A 15,039-nucleotide genomic window follows, 5' to 3' on the forward strand; every position below is an offset into this window, starting at 1 on the left:
CGCATGAGCATGAACGAGCGGGATGATGTGGAGAAACGTAAGATGACGACATACGCCTTTCATCAGGTCGATGTCTTCGCGGCCGCGCCGCTGAAGGGCAATCCGCTGGCCGTTGTCGCGGGAGCGGATGGGCTGGATGATGCGCAGATGGCGGCCTTTGCGAACTGGATGAATCTCAGCGAGACGACGTTCCTGCTGAAGCCCACGGTTCCCGGCGCCGACTACCGGGTGCGGATCTTCACGCCGGAAGAGGAGCTGTCGTTCGCCGGGCATCCCACGCTGGGATCGTGCCATGTCTGGCTGGCCATGGGTGGCGTGCCGCAGGGGCGGGACGTGGTGCAGGAATGCGGCGCGGGACTGGTGACGGTGCGGCGCGATGGCGATGGATTGGCCTTCGCCGCCCCGCCGCTGCGTCGCGCGGGGCCGGTCGATGCGTCGGACCTGGAGGCCGTCACCCGGATTCTGGGACTGTCCAAGGACCGGGTAGTGGCCGCGAACTGGGTCGATAACGGTCCCGGTTGGCTGGCCCTGATGCTGCGTGACCGGGCGGAACTGCTGGCGCTTCGGCCTGATACGCAAGCCTTGGGCGATTGGCGCATTGGGCTGGTCGCGCCGTGGGACGCGGTGCGCGATGGGGATGCGGCGCAGTTCGAGGTCCGGGCTTTCACGGGTGGCGGGGCAGTCTTCGAGGACCCGGTGACCGGCAGTCTGAATGCGGGACTGGCCAAGTGGCTGATCGGCGCCGGTCTGGCGCCGCATGCCTATATCGCCAGCCAGGGAGCCGTGCTGGGGCGCAAGGGGCGGGTCCGGGTGGCGCGGGACGAGGCCGGGATCTGGATCGGCGGCGAGACCGCGACCCGGATCAGCGGGCAGGTTGTGCTGTAACCATGTTCCTGTGAAAGACGATTTTGCAAAGTCACCCTGCCGGGTGGCTTTGCGGATGGTCCCGTAGAGAGGCTGTTTCAAAAGCTTCGATGGTGAGTGGAAGCGTGGCGCCCGCCAGACTGCCGCCAGCGGGGCTTTTGAAACCGCCTCTTATCTTATTTCGGCTCGTGCAGCAGCAGCACGCAGCCGAAGAGGATGAACAGGGCGCCGCTGGTCCGCTGCATGCGCCGGCGCCAGGTGGCGCGGGACAGCACCGCCGCCAGCCGGGCGCCGCTGCCGGCATAGACTATGTACCACAGGATCTCGACCACCGCCGAGGTGGCGACCAGCAACGCATATTGCGGGGCCTGCGGGGCGGCGGGATTGACGAATTGCGGCAGGAAGGATGCCGCGAAGATGATGGCCTTGGGGTTGCTGGCCCCGACCAGGAACGATGTGCGCAGCGAGGTATGCCACGCCAGCGGCGGCATGACGGCGCCTTCCGCCTGTGCGGCGGGCGCATGTGACAGCCAGCCGCGCACGCCAAGCTGAATCAGGTAGAAGGCACCGGCGAATTTCAGGATGGTGAACAGAAGCGGCGACGCGGCCAGGACGGCGCTGAGCCCCAGGGCCGAGGCCGCCATCAGCGCGACCAGCGACAGCAGGCAGCCCGCCATGTCGGGAATGGTCCGCCGCACCCCGTAGCGGATGCTGGCGGTCATGATATGCGTCATGTTCGGCCCCGGAATGGCCGACAGCAGGAACACGGCGTTCAGGTAGAGAAGCCACGATTGCAGCGTCATGTCGGGGCCTGGTCCTATGCCGCGTCGGCGGTGGCGAGCGCGCGCAGGTCGGCTGCCAGCGCGTCGATGCGGGCGATTTCGGAATCCCACGCGAACATGAAGCGGGCGCTGCCGCCGATGAAGGTGTAGAACCGCCAGCCGCGCGCGTGCAGCCCGTCGATCAGGGCCGGCGGCAGTTTCAGGAACACGCCGTTGGCTTCGACCGGGAACATGATCTCAATCTCCGGCAGCCCCTCGACCTGCTCCACGAAGTGGCGGGCACAGGCATTGGCATGGGCGGCATGGGTGCGCCACGCGCCGGTTTCGAACATCACGGCCCAGGGGGCGGACAGGAAGCGCATCTTGGAGGCCAGTTGTCCGGCCTGCTTGCAGCGATAGTCGAATCCTTCGGCCAGTTTGCGGTCGAAGAAGATCACGGCCTCGCCGATCGCCATGCCGTTCTTGGTGCCGCCGAAGCTCATCACGTCGACGCCGGCCTGCCAGGTCATCTCGGCCGGCGAGCAGCCCAGGGTTTCGATCGCGTTGGCGAAGCGCGCGCCGTCCATGTGCAGCCGCAGCCCCAGTTCGCGGCAGGTGGCGGAAATCGCGCGGATTTCGTCCAGGCTGTAGACCTGTCCGGTCTCGGTCGGCTGGGTGATGGTGACGGCCTTGGGGCGCGGGAAATGGATGTCGGTACGGCCCAGCACGAAGGCGCGGATGGTCTCCGGCGTCAGCTTGCCGTTGGTGGTGCGGCCGACCAGGATCTTGGCGCCGTTCGAGAAGAATTCCGGCGCTCCGCATTCGTCGGTTTCGACATGGGCGATATCGGCGGCGATGATGCTTTCGTACGACTGGCACAGCGATGCCAGCGCCAGCGAATTGGCCGCCGTGCCGTTGAAGACGAAGAACAGTTCGCAATCGGTCGCGAATGTCCGGCGGAAGGCGTCGGCGGCGCGCAGCGTCCACGGATCGTCGCCATAGGCGGGGGCGGAGCCGCGATTGGCCTCTTCCATCGCCCGCAGGGCTTCGGGACAGATGCCGGCATAATTGTCGCTGGCGAATTGCTGTGTCTGGGGCATCGTAATCGCTGCCTTCCTCGCTTGCTACAGGCACCACGAGGATCGATGACATGAGGTAGCGGTCCGTTTTTTGCCGGATCGGCCACATCTTCCCGGAACGGGAACGCCACCTTGCTCGGATGCAGGTTGGTGCCGGGAGGTCCCGGCTCTGGATGCGGCGCGGACCATATCGCAGCGTTCGGATGGCGGCAAGCGAGACGCCCGCGCATGGCGGGGGTGCGTTTTGACCGGATGGGGCGGGGGCGCCCGGTCGGCCGGGCCGGGCGCGGCGTGGATCAGGCGCGATAGCGGCTCAGGGCCAGATCCTCATGCGCGATGTCGGGCTTGCGGCCCGAGACGATGTCGGCCAGCACCCGGCCCGACCCGCAGGCCATGGTCCATCCCAGCGTCCCGTGGCCGGTGTTGAGGTACAGATTGTCGATGTCGGTGGGGCCGATGATCGGCGTGCCGTCGGGCGTCATGGGGCGCAGCCCGGTCCAGAAGGTGGCGGCGGGCACGTCGCCGGCACCGGCGAACAGGTCGGTCAGCGAATGTTCCAGCGTGGCCCGGCGCGGGGCGCGAAGCTTGGTGCTGAAGCCCGCCAGTTCGGCGGTGCCGCCGACGCGGATGCGCTCGCCCAGCCGGGTGATGCCGATCTTGTAGGTCTCGTCCATCACGGTGGAGACCGGGGCGCGCGCTGCGTTGATGATGGGCGCGGTGATCGAATAGCCTTTCACCGGATAGATCGGCAGGTCGAGCCCCAGGGCGCGCACCATGGCGGGCGAGAAACTGCCCAGTGCCAGCACATAGGCATCCGCATTCATTCGGCCCCGGCTGGTGTCGATGCCGGTGATGCGGCCGCCCTCGCGCTGCAGGCTGCGGACGGTGGTGTCGTACAGGAAGGTCACGCCCCGTTCGGCCGCCATCGCCGCCAGGCGCTGGGTGAAGATGTGGGCGTCGCCGGTCTCGTCGCCCGGCAGGCGCAGGCCGCCGACGAGCTTGTCCTTTGCCGCCGCCAGTCCGGGTTCGGCCCGCACGCAGCCCGCGGCGTCCAGCACCTCGTAAGGCACCTTGTACTGGTCCAGCACGCGCAGGTCGTCGCCGATATGGTCCAGTTGCTTCTGCTTGCGGAAGACCTGCAACGTGCCCTGCTGGCGGTCGTCATAGGCGATGCCGGTGCTGGCGCGCAGGTCGCCCATGACGTCGCGGCTGTATTCCGCCAGCCGGACCATGCGCCCCTTGTTGCGGTCGTAGGCGGCGGTCGTGCAATTGGCCAGCATCTGCATCAGCCAGCGCCACTGGTGCGGGTCGGCCATCGGACGGAAGACGAACGGGCGATAGGCCATCAGCAGCCAGCGCACCGCCTTCAGCGGCACGCCCGGCCCGGCCCAGGGGGAGGAATAGCCGGGCGAGACCTGGCCGGCATTGGCGAAGCTGGTTTCCAGCCCCGCCGCCGGCTGCCGGTCGATGACCGTGACCGTGTGTCCGGCCTGCGCGAGGTACCAGGCCGAGGTCACGCCGACCACGCCGCCGCCGAGAATGATGATTTTCATGATTGGGTATCAGGTCCGCTCAGGTGAGGACCGCGCCGTCCGCGACATAGGCGCGGTGGTAGCGATGGCCCAGGGAGGTCAGGATTTCGTAGCCGATGGTGCCGGCGCCGCGCGCCACGTCATCGACGCCGTGTTGTGGCCCCAGCAGGTCCAGCATGGCGCCGGGGGCGGTGAGGGGTTCGGGCGCGTCGGTGATGTCGACGGCCATGGAATCCATCGAGATGCGGCCGACGATCGGCAGGGGCTGCGTGCCCAGCCAGGCGCGGCCGTCACGCGCGGCGTGGCGCATGAAGCCGTCGGCATAGCCGGCGGCGATGGTCGCGATCCGGCGCGCGCTGGTCGGGCGGTAGGTGAGGCCGTAGCCCACGCCGTCCCTGGGGCCGACAGTGCGGGTCTGGAGAATCCGCGCCTGCAGGCGCACCACCGGGCGCATCGGGTTGGGCGCGCTGTCATTGGGTGCCACGCCGTAGAGCGCGGCACCGGGGCGAACGAGGTCGAAATGGAAATCGCGTCCCAGGAAGATGCCCGAGGACGCGGACAGGCTGAGCGGTGCGGCCGGCAGGCGCGCGCGCATCGCCAGCAGGCGGTCGCGCTGCCGGGCGCTGGCCGGGTCGGACAGATCGTCGGCGCACGCGAGATGGCTCATGACCAGGCGGCGATCGATGCCGCGCCAGCCGTCGGGGTCGGCATCGATGTCGGCGAGATCCTGTTCCGACAGGCCGAAGCGCGACATGCCGGTATCGAGCTGCACCGCCGCCGGCAGGGTGCGGCCGAGCCCGCGCGCCAGGGTGCGCCAGTCCCGAATCTGCTCGACGCTGTTCAGCACCGGGATCAGGTCATGCCGCACGCAATCGGTCTCGGCCCCGGCCAGCGGGCCGTGCAGGACGAAGATCCGGCTGGTGGGCGCGATATGCGGGCGCAGGGCGATGCCCTCGTCCACATGCGCGACGAAGAAGGTTCGTGCGCCGGCCTGTTCCAGCGCGGGAGCGACCCGCGCCGCGCCCAGCCCGTAGGCGTCGGCCTTGACCACCGCCGCGCATTCCGCGCCGGCCGCCAGGTCGCGCACGGTGCGGTAATTGGCGCGAATGGCGTCGAGGTCGATCGTCAGGGTCGCGCCCGCCCGGGCACGGGGCCAGCCGGCATCGGACAGGCGGGGGGCGGAGGTGGAGTGGGGCATGGGCGGTGCGGCCTCGACCGATCAGGGCATGGGGTGTGCTGAAGCAGCTTAGGACGGGTTGGGCTGATATTTCCTGCCGAATGCTCGCACGATCTGTCTCGCGAGTGCGGAATGTGCAATTCTGTGCGCCAGAATGGCATGATCTGCCGGGATGGTTGCCGAAGTATGATAGATTCTGATTCGAAACAGAAAATGGACCGGGCGACCGAGGCGATTCTGCGCCATCTGAGCCAGGACGGACGCATGACCAATGCCGATCTGGCGCAGCGGGTCGGGCTTTCTCCTTCGGCCTGCCTGCGGCGGGTGCGGCAACTGGAACAGGCCGGGGTGATCCGCGGCTATCGCGCCATCATCGACGAACGGGGGCGCGAGGGGACGACGATCGTGATCGTGCGGATCACGCTGGAACGCCAGACCGAGGAATGCCTGCGGCGGTTCGAGGCCCGGGTGCGGACCTGCCCCGATGTGCGCCAATGTTACCTGATGACCGGAGATGCCGATTACCTGCTGCATGTCGCGGTACGCGATGCGGCGGATTACGAGCGCATCCATAACGAGGAACTCTCGCGCCTGCCGGGCGTGGCACAGATCCAGAGCAATTTCGCCATCCGCCCCGTGGTGTGGCGATAGGGGAGGGGTTGGCGCATGGCTGATCGGGCCCAGACCATCATTCCGGACAGTCACCGTGCCATGCCGGTCGAACTGGAGCGCGACGATACCGTGCGCCGGGCGGTGGTGCGGATCGCCCGCGTCCTGCGCGACCATCTGGAGGCCAACCGACCCGTGGCGATGGATGGGCGGAATGTCGAGGGCGTGCATCAGGTGCGTGTGGCCCTGCGCCGCTTCCGCGCGCTGACGGGTCTGCTGCGGCGGGATTATCCCAGTGCGACGCTGGACGACGCGGCGGCGCGGGCACGCATGCTGGCGCGCACGGTCGGAGAAGCGCGGGACTGGGATGTCTTCATGCTGGAAACGCTGCCGGGTCTCAGCCCGCTGGGGCGGGCGGGGATCAATGTGGCCGGGCTGCTGCTGCCGCTGGCCAACCCCATGCGCGACGCGGCCTATGAGCGGGTTCGGCAGGTGCTGGGTGGCGAGGATGCAGAATGGATCCTGCACCTGATGGACCGCCTGGCCGAAGGGGCGTTGTGGGACGAGGCCCGGTCGCCGACGGGGCTGAAGGCGCTGGAGGAGCCGGCGGCCGATTTCGCCGCCCGCCATCTGGCGCGGCTGTATCGCAAGGCACGGCGCACGGGGCGGGGTTTCACGCGGCTGACGCCGCCGGAACGCCACGGCGTGCGCCTGACGCTGAAAAAGCTGCGTTATGCGTCGGAATTCTTCGTGACGCTGCATGCGCCGGGGCAGAAGGGAGGGGCCTTTCTGCGGCGCCTGGCGGCGGCGCAGGCCACCCTGGGCATGGATAGTGACGTGCTGACCACGGGGAGGCTGCTGGAGCGGTTCGACGGAGAGGCCGGCGGCGAGATGCGCCATGTCCTGGGCGCCGTCTCGGGATTTCTCTGCTGCCGCCAGGATGCCACCCGCGATGGGGCGCACAGGCAATGGCGCAAGTTTCGCCGGGTCCCCGTTTTCTGGGCGTGAGGGCCCGTCTGGACATGCGCGCGGGCTCGGGGGCGGGGGCCTTCATCGGACTGTCATGAAGTCTTCATCGTGCCGTCGTTGAGTCCGGCCCGGTATCGTGGTCATGAACCTGCGTTTCTGCCGACAGGCCGCCACGGGAAGGAGAGCCATGTCATGATCAAATCCGAGGTCGTCGAGATCGACGGTGTGTTCGTCGGGGTCGTCATCCACTCCCGCCACGATGGAACGCGCGTATTCCGTGCCATTCATGAATGGCTGCGTCCGCTGAATGGGCAGATCATGGCATCTCTCCAGGATGCGCGGACGCTCGCGGCCGGCCTGTTTCGCCGGCAGCGGGTCGTGGCGGCCCTCGCCGCCGCCTGACAGCCTGACTTCTCGCTATGCGTCAGGACTGCCGGCAGCGGTGTTTCAAAGCGGTTTTCTAGACGCCCTGGACGATGACGACGCGGTATGACGCGCCTTTCCAGCGGTGCTGTACGACCGTCTGGTAGGCTGGGCTGTCGTACCAGGCGCGTGCGGCCTCGACGGTCGGGAATTCGAGGATCACGACCCCTTCCGGGGCGGTCCCTTCCAGCACCTCCTGGGCGCCGTAGGCGGCCAGCACCTTGAGAGGGTGCCCCTCGAAGGTGGGGGCGACTGTCTGCGAATAGGCGTCGAGTTCCGCCTGGTCGCTGGTGGATTCCCGTGTGAAGACGATATAGGCGGTCATGGCCTGTTCTCCTGTGGATGGGCGATGGTGCCATGGCTGCCGGGTTCCGGCCAGCGCCGTCACGCCATTGTGGTGGAAAGGGAAGGCCGTGCGAGAACGGGCGCAGCCCGGACGAATGATCGCCGCATGGTGAAAAGAATCGATCAGGCATGCAGGCTTCACGCCGGCTTCAGACGGGGGAATGGCGTGGAGCGCATGAGACCCGCGCAATCCGTGCCATACGCGGCGTGCCGTTTTCGCGCCATTCTGTCCGCAATCAGCTATTGCGGAAGGGTTTGCGGATATGGGCAGGGCTTCGGAGCCGTCGAGTCAGCGGGAGGGCGCGGGAAAAAGGCCCCTGGCGGCCCATATGCCGCACGTTCTGTCGCGCCTGCGCAGTCATCATGCGCTGGAAGAGCGGGGGCATGACAATATCGTGCGCGTGGGCCATGCCGACAGGGCGTGGTCCGATTTCTATCATCATGCGCTGACGATCCGCTGGAGCCGTTTCTTCTGGTATGCCCTGGCCGGCTATGTCGTGGTCAACGCCACCTTCGCGCTGCTGTACATGATGGTACCGCGGCAGATCGCCGGCACCCGGCCCGGTGTGTTCTGGGATTATTTCTTCTTCAGCATCCAGACCTTCTCCACCGTCGGCTACGGCGTGATGGCCCCGGTGGGCCCGGCGGCGCATGTGATCGCGTCGTGCGAGCTGCTGGGGGGCATGATCCTGAATGCGGTGGCCACCGGCCTGGTCTTCGCCCGTTTCGCCCGGCCGAGGGCCAGGGTCATGTTCAGCAACAGCGCGCTGATCCGCAAGGACAGCGAGGCGTCGCACCTGAGCGTGCGCGTCGCGAACCAGCGCCTGAGCCCGATCCTGTCGATCGATGCGGAACTGTTTCTCTCGCGCCTGATCGTCCAGCCGAACGGGCGGCTGGCCCGGCAGTTCGATCCGTTGGTGCTGGTCCAATCCCATATTCCGGTGCTGCGCTTTGCGTTCTCGCTGATGCATGTCATCGACGCGCACAGCCCGCTGAACGGCCTGACGGCCGAGGAATTGCGCAAGGAAGAGGCGGAAATCGTCGCGACCGTGAGCGGAACCGATGAGGTCTCGGGGCAGAGCGTCTTCGCCCGCACGGCCTATGGGTTCGACCGGGTGCTGTACAATCATCGTTTCGTCGATATTATCGACACGTCGGCCGACGGGCGGATCACGGTCGATTACACGCGCTTCCATGCGACCGAGGGGGAGTGATCCGATGCCGAAATGGCGCGGGCTGCACCGGATGCGCAACGGGCAGTATCGTCCCGTCCGGAAATAATGTGCGGCCTGAATGAACTGGCGGGCCGACAATCTGGCCAGCCGGACGGAGCATCGGGAGGCATCTGGATGCCATCGCCTTGGGGGCGAAAGAGGAAGCCGCCTCGGCAGGATCGTGCATCAGTTCCGTCCGCCGGAAAAAAGGCATCGGGCCGGCAACGTGCGGCGGCTGCTGTCGGCCTGACCGGCGCAGGGATCAGGCTTCGACGTTCTGTAGAACGTCGAAGCCTTCGAAGACGGGTGGGCCGATCGTCAATTTCTTGCCCTCGCCGGCCGAGGCATGGGCCTGGCGGAACTGTTCGGACTGCGTCCAGGCGATGAAGGCGTCGCAGGAATCCCAGACGGTGTGGGAGGCATAGAGTATATGGTCCTCGCGCCGGGGCCCCTTGAGGAACTGGAACGAGACGAACCCGGGGACTGTCTTGAGCAGGACTTCCCGGTCCAGCCAGCGGCGCAGGAAGGCGTCCTCGCATTCGGGGGCGACACGGAAGCGGTTCATGGCGATATACATGATACGCTCTTTCCTTCGGTCATGGTCTATCGGGCGCTCCTGCGGCACTCGACGGGGTGTGAGTGATAATCACATCTATTATCATGCTGATATATATGTGTTTTTATGTTTGCAATCGGGGCGCGGCAGGGTGTAGGTCGATGATCGAAGCGTTCCAACCACCAAGCGGAGGCGGCTCATGGCCATCAAGGACCCCAAGGTTATCGAGCATCTGAACACGCAGCTCACCAATGAGCTGACGGCGATCAACCAGTATTTCCTGCATGCCCGCACGCTGCGCCATTGGGGTGTCACCCTGCTGGGGAAGAAGGAATACGAAGAATCAATCGAAGAGATGCGCCATGCCGACTGGCTGATCGAGCGCATTCTCTATCTCGGCGGCCTGCCCAACGTGCAGCGGCTGAACACCATTCTGGTCGGCCAGAACGTCCAGGAGATCCTGGAATGCGACCTCAAGCTCGAGGAAAAGGCGCTCGACGACCTGCGTGAGGGCATCGCCTATTGCGAGAGCGTGCGGGATTACGTGTCGCGCGATCTTCTTCTGAAGATCCTCGATAACGAGGAAGAGCATGAGGATTTCCTCGATCGTCAGTTCGACCTGATCAAGCTGGTCGGGATCGAGCGCTACATTCAGCTGAACTCGGCCCCGGCCCCCGAGCAGGACTGAGACCCTGTCGGTCAATGCGCGCTGGTGGCGATCCGGCGCGCGTTTCCAATCAGGTTCCGAGCGTTCAGGACGTGGCGCGTTCCGGCTTTGTCCGGGGCCACAGGACGCGGGTGGTTCCGATATCCAGCCCGTGCCAGCGGGACATGGTCAGCAGGCAGGCGCCGCCGAGAACCAGCCTTTCCCCCGCCGGCAGGCGTGGCCGCGTATAGGGCAGGTGGTATCCGGTGCTGGCCAGATACGCGCCCAGCATCTTCACCGCCGCCACGAACCGGGCATGGACCGAGGGGCGGGAGATGACGCGGTGCAGCGCCGTGCCGATTTCCGGCATCCGTCCCTGCTGGGCGGCGGCCGTGGCGCGCAGGAAACTCTGTTCGGTCGCTGTAAGCCGGGCGGTGCCGGACGTGCCGACGGCCAGTCCCGGCAGGCACAGATGCGCCATGCGGCTGAAAGCGTCATGGAAGGCGAGCGCCATGGTCGCGTGGGCGGCACGCGGTCGCGCCGGGGCGGGCAGGGTGGCGTGTCTGATCGTGCCTTGCCTGGTCGTCCATTGTGCGGACAGGCGCCGGAGGAGTCGGACCGTCAGTCTCTCGCTGGGGGACAGGTCGTAAAGGCGGGGCATTGCGTCAGTCATGGGGCACTCCCGATCGGCTGTTGCGCATCGTGCGTGGGTATGACCTTAGTTAAGAACCGCTCGCAATTGCAATAATAAACCGACTGTTTCCATCATGCCGCCATGACGCGTGAGGGCATGAAGGGTTTCCAGAAAACCTGTGATTTTTTGAAGAAGAATCAATTTCATCAAGGGTGATGGACTTCTGTGCGTCCGGGGGCGGCCATCATCGGCCGCCTCTATCACGCTTGCGTGAAAAGACGACGCCCCGGTTCCGTCATCCGGAAGCGGGGCGCGCCATTTATCCGTAAGCTTTCAGGCTGGTGTCAGTTCATCGCCTGCAGCAGGGCGTCGGCTTCCTGCTGGTGGGCGCGCAGCAGGGCCACGTTGGCCGGGTTGGGGGTGGGGGCATGGGCGCCCGCCGGCGGCGGCTGGCGGATCAGGGACTCGGTGATGCCGAACGCGCTGATCCCCAGCACGAAATCGCGGGCCGAGAAGCCGTGCGCCGACAGGACCTGGGACAGGCCCGGAACGGCGGCGGTCTGGTCGATGGTCTGTGTCAGCGACAGGTTCTGGGCGTTCGGCGGGTTGATGCCGGCGGCCTGGATGGCGCGGAGGGTCGCCGTCATGCGCGGCAGGAAATCGGCGGGCAGCGGATATTGCGCGGCCGTCTGCACGTCGCGCTGGAAGGCCGCGATCTCGGCGGCCGAGGGCTGGCGCGCCTGCTGGGTGGGCTGAGGCTGCGGCTGCTGGGCGAGTGCTGCGGCAGGCAGGGCGGCGGCCAGGGCGGCCGCCAGGATCGTCAGTCGTGTCGTCATACTCTGTTGACCCATTCACCGTGTTTCATCAGGGGTTCGCGGGCGCCATCCTGGGTGATGGCGGTCACGTCGATTTCGGCCGAGCCGATCATCCAGTCGATATGGATGAAGCTGGTATTCGCACCTCGGGCCTCGAGCTGTTCCGGCGTCTGGCCTTCGGTCTCCACCATGCATTTCGTGTAGGCCTGCCCCAGCGCGATGTGGCTGGAGGCGTTCTCGTCGAACAGCGTGTTGCGGAACAGCACTCCGCTCTGCGAGATCGGCGAGGAATGCGGCACCAGCGCGACCTCGCCGAGGCGGCGGGCACCGTCGTCGGTGGCCAGGATGCGTTCCAGCACCGCCTGGCCCTGGGTGGCATGGGTCTCGGTAATGCGGCCGCCTTCGAAGCGCACCGCGATGCCGTCGATCAGCGTCCCCTGGTGGAACAGGGGTTTGGTGGCGCGGACGAAGCCCTCGACCCGCCGCGCGTGCGGGGTGGTGAAGACTTCCTCGGTCGGGATGTTGGGATTGCACACGATGCCGTTGCGCGCGGGTTCCGACCCGCCGGCCCAGGCATGGCCATCGGCCAGGCCCACCGTCAGGTCGGTGCCGGGGCCGGTGAAGTGCAGCGCCGCGAAGCGCCGGTCGTTCAGCCAGTCGGCGCGCCGGTGCAGGGTTTCGTTATGGGCGCTCCATGCCGCCACCGGGTCGTCGACCGTGACGCGCGAGGCCTGGAAGATCGCACCCCACAGAAGCGCCAGCGCCCGCTCGGGCGTCTCGTCCGGGAAGACCTGCGCCGCCCAGGCAGGAGTGGCGCAGGCGACGATGTTCCAGTTCACGGCGAAACTGGTGATCAGTTCCATCGCCGGGCGGCCGGCCAGCGACGCGGCCTTGTTGGCGCGGGCGACATGGTCGGGATTTTCCTGGCTCAGCAGCACGGGATTGCCGCCGGTAATGGCCATGCGCGCCGCACCCTGGCGATAGGCATTGGCCATGCCGTCATGCAGCCAGTTCGGTGCGATGTCGAATGCCGCGTCGGGCGCATGATGGAAGCGCGCCAGCGTGACCGCGTCGTCCGTATAGAACGGGGTCACGAGCGACGCGCCGGCACGATAGGCATGTTCGGCGATCTTGCGTACCAGCGGCACGGCGTCGAGCGGCGCCGTGATCAGCACCTGCTGGCCCGGCGCGACATTCAGCCCGATTCGAACCGCGACTTCGCCCAGCCGGTCCAGAAGCCTGTCATGGGACAACCCGTCAGGGGATGATGAGGATGTCATTGAAACCGGATATCCTGCTCATAGTGATCCGCGAACCCTAGCCTGATCGCTCCGGACCGGATAGGCAACCGCCCCGGAAGGATCGGAGCGGGACACAAATGGACGGGGATTGCGGCCGAAGCATGGATGGCTGGGTGCTTCTGTGCGAAATGGAGGCGGCAGGCGCGGGCCCGCGCCGGGTAGTCGTGGACGGGACCGGGCTGGTGGTGTGGCTGGCGGCGGATGGCACGCCGCGCGTATTCGCCGATCGCTGCCCGCATCGCGACGCAAGACTGTCGGCGGGGTATGTCGAGGATGGGCGCCTGATCTGCCCGTTCCATCTCTGGGCCTTCGACGAATCGGGCCATTATGTCGGCCCCGATGGCGTGGCCGACCCGGAATGCGCGGTGGCGCGCTATCCCGCCCGCGCGCAGGATGGCGGGATCTGGGTCAGGGACGTTCCCGTTCCAGCCACGTCCGGATGACCGTCAGGACATAGGCACGGCCGGTCGAATCCAGTGCCTGCCCCTTGGCGAATCCATGCCATTTCTCCAGGCAGCCTCGGCAGCAGGTGGCGGTGGCGTGCTGGGCCACGAAGACCGGGTGGCCTTTCCAAGGCGTCTGGCGGCCGTCGCGCGCGGGTTTGGCCGGGGCGAGGCGGCGGGCGATGAAATCCGCCGCATGTTCCATGATCGTGGGCAGGCCCCTGTCGTCCAGATAGGCGCGATCCTTCGCATCCAGATGGAAGCGCGCGCGGAAGGCCGAGCGGGCCAGCGCCTGCCACAGCGCGTCGGGGATCGGCGGGGGCGGGGCGTCGTCAGCCCCTGTGTCCCCCGGCCCGGTCATCAGGCCGGCCGCACCAGCAGATGATGCTTGCGCCCCGATGACAGCTTGATCGCGCCGTCCACCAGGTCCACCGGCGTGACCATGAGGGATTCGTCCTGGACCGCGACATCGTTGATCCGCGCGCCGCCGCCGCGGATCAGGCGCCGTGCCTCGCCATTGCTGGCGGCCATGCCGCTTTCGGCGAACAGGCGGAAGGCGGGGATACCGGCGGCCAGCAGGTCGGCCGGGATCGTCGTCGCGGGCAGGGCGGCGGGGGATTCGCCGCCCTCGAATGTGCGGCGCGCGGTCTCGGCGGCTTCCTCGGCGGCGGCCCGGCCATGGCACAGGGCCGTGACCTCGGTGGCCAGAATCTTCTTGGCCTCGTTGATCTCGGCGCCGCCCAGTGCGGCCAGGCGGTCGCACTCTTCCAGCGGCAGGTCGGTGAACAGGCGCAGGAAGCGGCCGACATCGGCATCTTCCACATTGCGCCAGAACTGCCAGTATTCGAACACCGGCAGCCGCGCCGCCGACAGCCAGACCGCGCCGCGCGCCGACTTGCCCATCTTGGCGCCCGAGGCGGTGGTGAGCAGCGGCGTCGTCAGGCCGAAGACCTGCTTCTGGTCGGTGCGGCGGACCAGGTCGATACCCGAGACGATGTTCCCCCACTGGTCGGAGCCGCCCATCTGCAGCGTCACGCCCATCGTGCGGTTCAGTTCGCGGAAATCGTAGGATTGCAGGATGGAGTAATTGAACTCCAGGAAGGTCAGCCCCTGTTCGCGCTCCAGGCGCGAGCGTACCGAATCGAAGGCCAGCATGCGGTTGACCGAGAAATGCACCCCGACATCGCGCAGCAGGTCGATATAGGACAGCCGGTCCAGCCAGTCCGCATTGTTCGCCAGCCGGGCGCCGGTGTCGCCTTCGAAAGTCAGGAACTGGTGCAGGCAGCCTTCGATCCCGCGCAGGTTGGCGGCGATCGTCTCGCCGGTCATCAACTGGCGGGCTTCCTCACGGAAGGAAGGGTCACCGATCCGCGCGGTGCCGCCGCCCATCAGGGCCACCGGCCGGTGGCCGTGCTTCTGCAACAGGCGCAGCATCATGATCTGGATCAGGCTGCCGACATGCAGGCTGTCGGCCGTGGGGTCGAAGCCGATATAGCCGGCTACCGGGCCGGCGATGAGGGCGGCGTCCAGTCCATCGATGTCGGTGCACTGGAAGATGAAGCCTCGGGCCTCGGCTTCCTGAAGGAATTCGCTTTTCGGCATGGTCGGGTCACTCTGGTCTCGTGGCGGCCCGGCCGGATGAAACGGTGCCGGACAGGGAGCGGCGATGCT

18 protein-coding genes and 1 riboswitch are annotated in these 15,039 nt (G+C 67.0%); of the genes, 7 read left to right on the forward strand and 11 right to left on the reverse strand.

Annotation, left to right across the window (positions count from 1 at the left end; genetic code table 11):
* Positions 1–3 precede the first annotated feature (3 nt).
* Positions 4–885, forward strand: coding sequence for a PhzF family phenazine biosynthesis protein (locus HLH29_RS10555; protein WP_408871963.1), 882 nt, complete (start codon positions 4–6; stop codon positions 883–885).
* A 155-nt stretch (positions 886–1,040) separates the two neighbouring features.
* On the opposite strand, the gene HLH29_RS10560 is transcribed toward HLH29_RS10555, so the two are convergent.
* From HLH29_RS10560 to alr, 4 genes are all read right to left on the reverse strand, one after another.
* Positions 1,041–1,667, reverse strand: coding sequence for a LysE family translocator (locus tag HLH29_RS10560; protein ID WP_182966545.1), 627 nt, complete (start codon positions 1,665–1,667; stop codon positions 1,041–1,043).
* A gap of 14 nt (positions 1,668–1,681) precedes the next feature.
* Positions 1,682–2,725: a threonine aldolase family protein gene (locus HLH29_RS10565; protein ID WP_182966547.1), complete on the reverse strand. Its 1,044-nt coding sequence runs from the start codon at positions 2,723–2,725 to the stop codon at positions 1,682–1,684.
* A gap of 56 nt (positions 2,726–2,781) precedes the next feature.
* A riboswitch (SAM-I-IV-variant riboswitch) is annotated at positions 2,782–2,886 on the reverse strand.
* Positions 2,887–3,000: 114 nt separating this feature from the next.
* Positions 3,001–4,257: a D-amino acid dehydrogenase gene (locus HLH29_RS10570; RefSeq protein ID WP_182966549.1), complete on the reverse strand. Its 1,257-nt coding sequence runs from the start codon at positions 4,255–4,257 to the stop codon at positions 3,001–3,003.
* A 19-nt stretch (positions 4,258–4,276) separates the two neighbouring features.
* Positions 4,277–5,434: an alanine racemase gene (gene alr, locus HLH29_RS10575; RefSeq protein WP_182966551.1), complete on the reverse strand. Its 1,158-nt coding sequence runs from the start codon at positions 5,432–5,434 to the stop codon at positions 4,277–4,279.
* Between the two features lie 165 nt (positions 5,435–5,599).
* Between alr and HLH29_RS10580 the strand changes: the two genes are divergently transcribed.
* From HLH29_RS10580 to HLH29_RS10590, 3 genes are all read left to right on the forward strand, one after another.
* A complete protein-coding gene (locus HLH29_RS10580; protein ID WP_246374116.1) occupies positions 5,600–6,064 on the forward strand; it encodes an Lrp/AsnC family transcriptional regulator in 465 nt (154 codons plus the stop codon).
* A 15-nt stretch (positions 6,065–6,079) separates the two neighbouring features.
* On the forward strand, positions 6,080–7,030 hold the full coding sequence (locus tag HLH29_RS10585; RefSeq protein WP_220791470.1) for a CHAD domain-containing protein: 951 nt from the start codon (positions 6,080–6,082) through the stop codon (positions 7,028–7,030).
* Between the two features lie 153 nt (positions 7,031–7,183).
* Complete coding sequence (locus tag HLH29_RS10590) at positions 7,184–7,393, forward strand: hypothetical protein (protein ID WP_182966553.1); 210 nt, start codon at positions 7,184–7,186, stop codon at positions 7,391–7,393.
* A 58-nt stretch (positions 7,394–7,451) separates the two neighbouring features.
* Here HLH29_RS10590 and HLH29_RS20050 read toward each other — a convergent pair whose 3' ends face one another.
* Positions 7,452–7,901, reverse strand: a complete 450-nt coding sequence (locus tag HLH29_RS20050) for a DUF1330 domain-containing protein (protein ID WP_408871964.1) — start codon at positions 7,899–7,901, stop codon at positions 7,452–7,454.
* 187 nt (positions 7,902–8,088) lie between these two features.
* Here HLH29_RS20050 and HLH29_RS10600 point away from each other — a divergent pair, with 187 nt between their 5' ends.
* Positions 8,089–8,973, forward strand: coding sequence for an ion channel (locus HLH29_RS10600; RefSeq protein ID WP_246374118.1), 885 nt, complete (start codon positions 8,089–8,091; stop codon positions 8,971–8,973).
* A 262-nt stretch (positions 8,974–9,235) separates the two neighbouring features.
* Here HLH29_RS10600 and HLH29_RS10605 read toward each other — a convergent pair whose 3' ends face one another.
* A complete protein-coding gene (locus tag HLH29_RS10605; protein WP_182966557.1) occupies positions 9,236–9,550 on the reverse strand; it encodes an antibiotic biosynthesis monooxygenase family protein in 315 nt (104 codons plus the stop codon).
* Between the two features lie 178 nt (positions 9,551–9,728).
* Here HLH29_RS10605 and bfr point away from each other — a divergent pair, with 178 nt between their 5' ends.
* On the forward strand, positions 9,729–10,217 hold the full coding sequence (gene bfr / locus HLH29_RS10610) for a bacterioferritin (RefSeq protein WP_182966559.1): 489 nt from the start codon (positions 9,729–9,731) through the stop codon (positions 10,215–10,217).
* Positions 10,218–10,281: 64 nt separating this feature from the next.
* Here bfr and HLH29_RS10615 read toward each other — a convergent pair whose 3' ends face one another.
* From HLH29_RS10615 to HLH29_RS10625, 3 genes are all read right to left on the reverse strand, one after another.
* A complete protein-coding gene (locus tag HLH29_RS10615) occupies positions 10,282–10,848 on the reverse strand; it encodes a hypothetical protein (RefSeq protein ID WP_182966561.1) in 567 nt (188 codons plus the stop codon).
* 305 nt (positions 10,849–11,153) lie between these two features.
* The gene (locus tag HLH29_RS10620) at positions 11,154–11,645 is read right to left on the reverse strand and encodes a hypothetical protein (RefSeq protein WP_182966563.1); all 492 of its coding nucleotides are present in this window, start codon (positions 11,643–11,645) and stop codon (positions 11,154–11,156) included.
* The gene (locus HLH29_RS10625; protein ID WP_182966565.1) at positions 11,642–12,904 is read right to left on the reverse strand and encodes an aminopeptidase; all 1,263 of its coding nucleotides are present in this window, start codon (positions 12,902–12,904) and stop codon (positions 11,642–11,644) included. Before HLH29_RS10625 ends, HLH29_RS10620 begins: the two co-directional genes overlap by 4 nt.
* Before the next feature lie 134 nt (positions 12,905–13,038).
* Here HLH29_RS10625 and HLH29_RS10630 point away from each other — a divergent pair, with 134 nt between their 5' ends.
* Positions 13,039–13,368, forward strand: coding sequence for a Rieske (2Fe-2S) protein (locus HLH29_RS10630; RefSeq protein ID WP_338030219.1), 330 nt, complete (start codon positions 13,039–13,041; stop codon positions 13,366–13,368).
* On the opposite strand, the gene HLH29_RS10635 is transcribed toward HLH29_RS10630, so the two are convergent.
* The gene (locus HLH29_RS10635) at positions 13,334–13,729 is read right to left on the reverse strand and encodes a DUF4186 domain-containing protein (protein ID WP_182966569.1); all 396 of its coding nucleotides are present in this window, start codon (positions 13,727–13,729) and stop codon (positions 13,334–13,336) included. The genes HLH29_RS10630 and HLH29_RS10635 overlap by 35 nt on opposite strands.
* Positions 13,729–14,970 (reverse strand): tyrosine--tRNA ligase, encoded by a 1,242-nt coding sequence (tyrS, locus tag HLH29_RS10640; RefSeq protein WP_182966571.1) that lies wholly within the window; start codon positions 14,968–14,970, stop codon positions 13,729–13,731. The genes HLH29_RS10635 and tyrS overlap by 1 nt, the downstream gene beginning before the upstream one ends.
* Positions 14,971–15,039 lie beyond the last annotated feature (69 nt).

Source organism: Gluconacetobacter tumulicola, from assembly GCF_014174215.1.
Classification (GTDB): Bacteria; Pseudomonadota; Alphaproteobacteria; order Acetobacterales; family Acetobacteraceae; genus Gluconacetobacter; species Gluconacetobacter tumulicola.

Coding starts and splice junctions, on each gene's coding strand:
- HLH29_RS10555 (WP_408871963.1), top strand. CDS start 4: ATGAGCATGAACGAGCGGGATGATGTGGAGAAACGTAAGATGACGACA.
- HLH29_RS10560 (WP_182966545.1), bottom strand. CDS start 1,667: ATGACGCTGCAATCGTGGCTTCTCTACCTGAACGCCGTGTTCCTGCTG.
- HLH29_RS10565 (WP_182966547.1), bottom strand. CDS start 2,725: ATGCCCCAGACACAGCAATTCGCCAGCGACAATTATGCCGGCATCTGT.
- HLH29_RS10570 (WP_182966549.1), bottom strand. CDS start 4,257: ATGAAAATCATCATTCTCGGCGGCGGCGTGGTCGGCGTGACCTCGGCC.
- alr (WP_182966551.1), bottom strand. CDS start 5,434: ATGCCCCACTCCACCTCCGCCCCCCGCCTGTCCGATGCCGGCTGGCCC.
- HLH29_RS10580 (WP_246374116.1), top strand. CDS start 5,600: ATGATAGATTCTGATTCGAAACAGAAAATGGACCGGGCGACCGAGGCG.
- HLH29_RS10585 (WP_220791470.1), top strand. CDS start 6,080: ATGGCTGATCGGGCCCAGACCATCATTCCGGACAGTCACCGTGCCATG.
- HLH29_RS10590 (WP_182966553.1), top strand. CDS start 7,184: ATGATCAAATCCGAGGTCGTCGAGATCGACGGTGTGTTCGTCGGGGTC.
- HLH29_RS10600 (WP_246374118.1), top strand. CDS start 8,089: ATGCCGCACGTTCTGTCGCGCCTGCGCAGTCATCATGCGCTGGAAGAG.
- HLH29_RS10605 (WP_182966557.1), bottom strand. CDS start 9,550: ATGTATATCGCCATGAACCGCTTCCGTGTCGCCCCCGAATGCGAGGAC.
- bfr (WP_182966559.1), top strand. CDS start 9,729: ATGGCCATCAAGGACCCCAAGGTTATCGAGCATCTGAACACGCAGCTC.
- HLH29_RS10615 (WP_182966561.1), bottom strand. CDS start 10,848: ATGACTGACGCAATGCCCCGCCTTTACGACCTGTCCCCCAGCGAGAGA.
- HLH29_RS10620 (WP_182966563.1), bottom strand. CDS start 11,645: ATGACGACACGACTGACGATCCTGGCGGCCGCCCTGGCCGCCGCCCTG.
- HLH29_RS10625 (WP_182966565.1), bottom strand. CDS start 12,904: ATGACATCCTCATCATCCCCTGACGGGTTGTCCCATGACAGGCTTCTG.
- HLH29_RS10635 (WP_182966569.1), bottom strand. CDS start 13,729: ATGACCGGGCCGGGGGACACAGGGGCTGACGACGCCCCGCCCCCGCCG.
- tyrS (WP_182966571.1), bottom strand. CDS start 14,970: ATGCCGAAAAGCGAATTCCTTCAGGAAGCCGAGGCCCGAGGCTTCATC.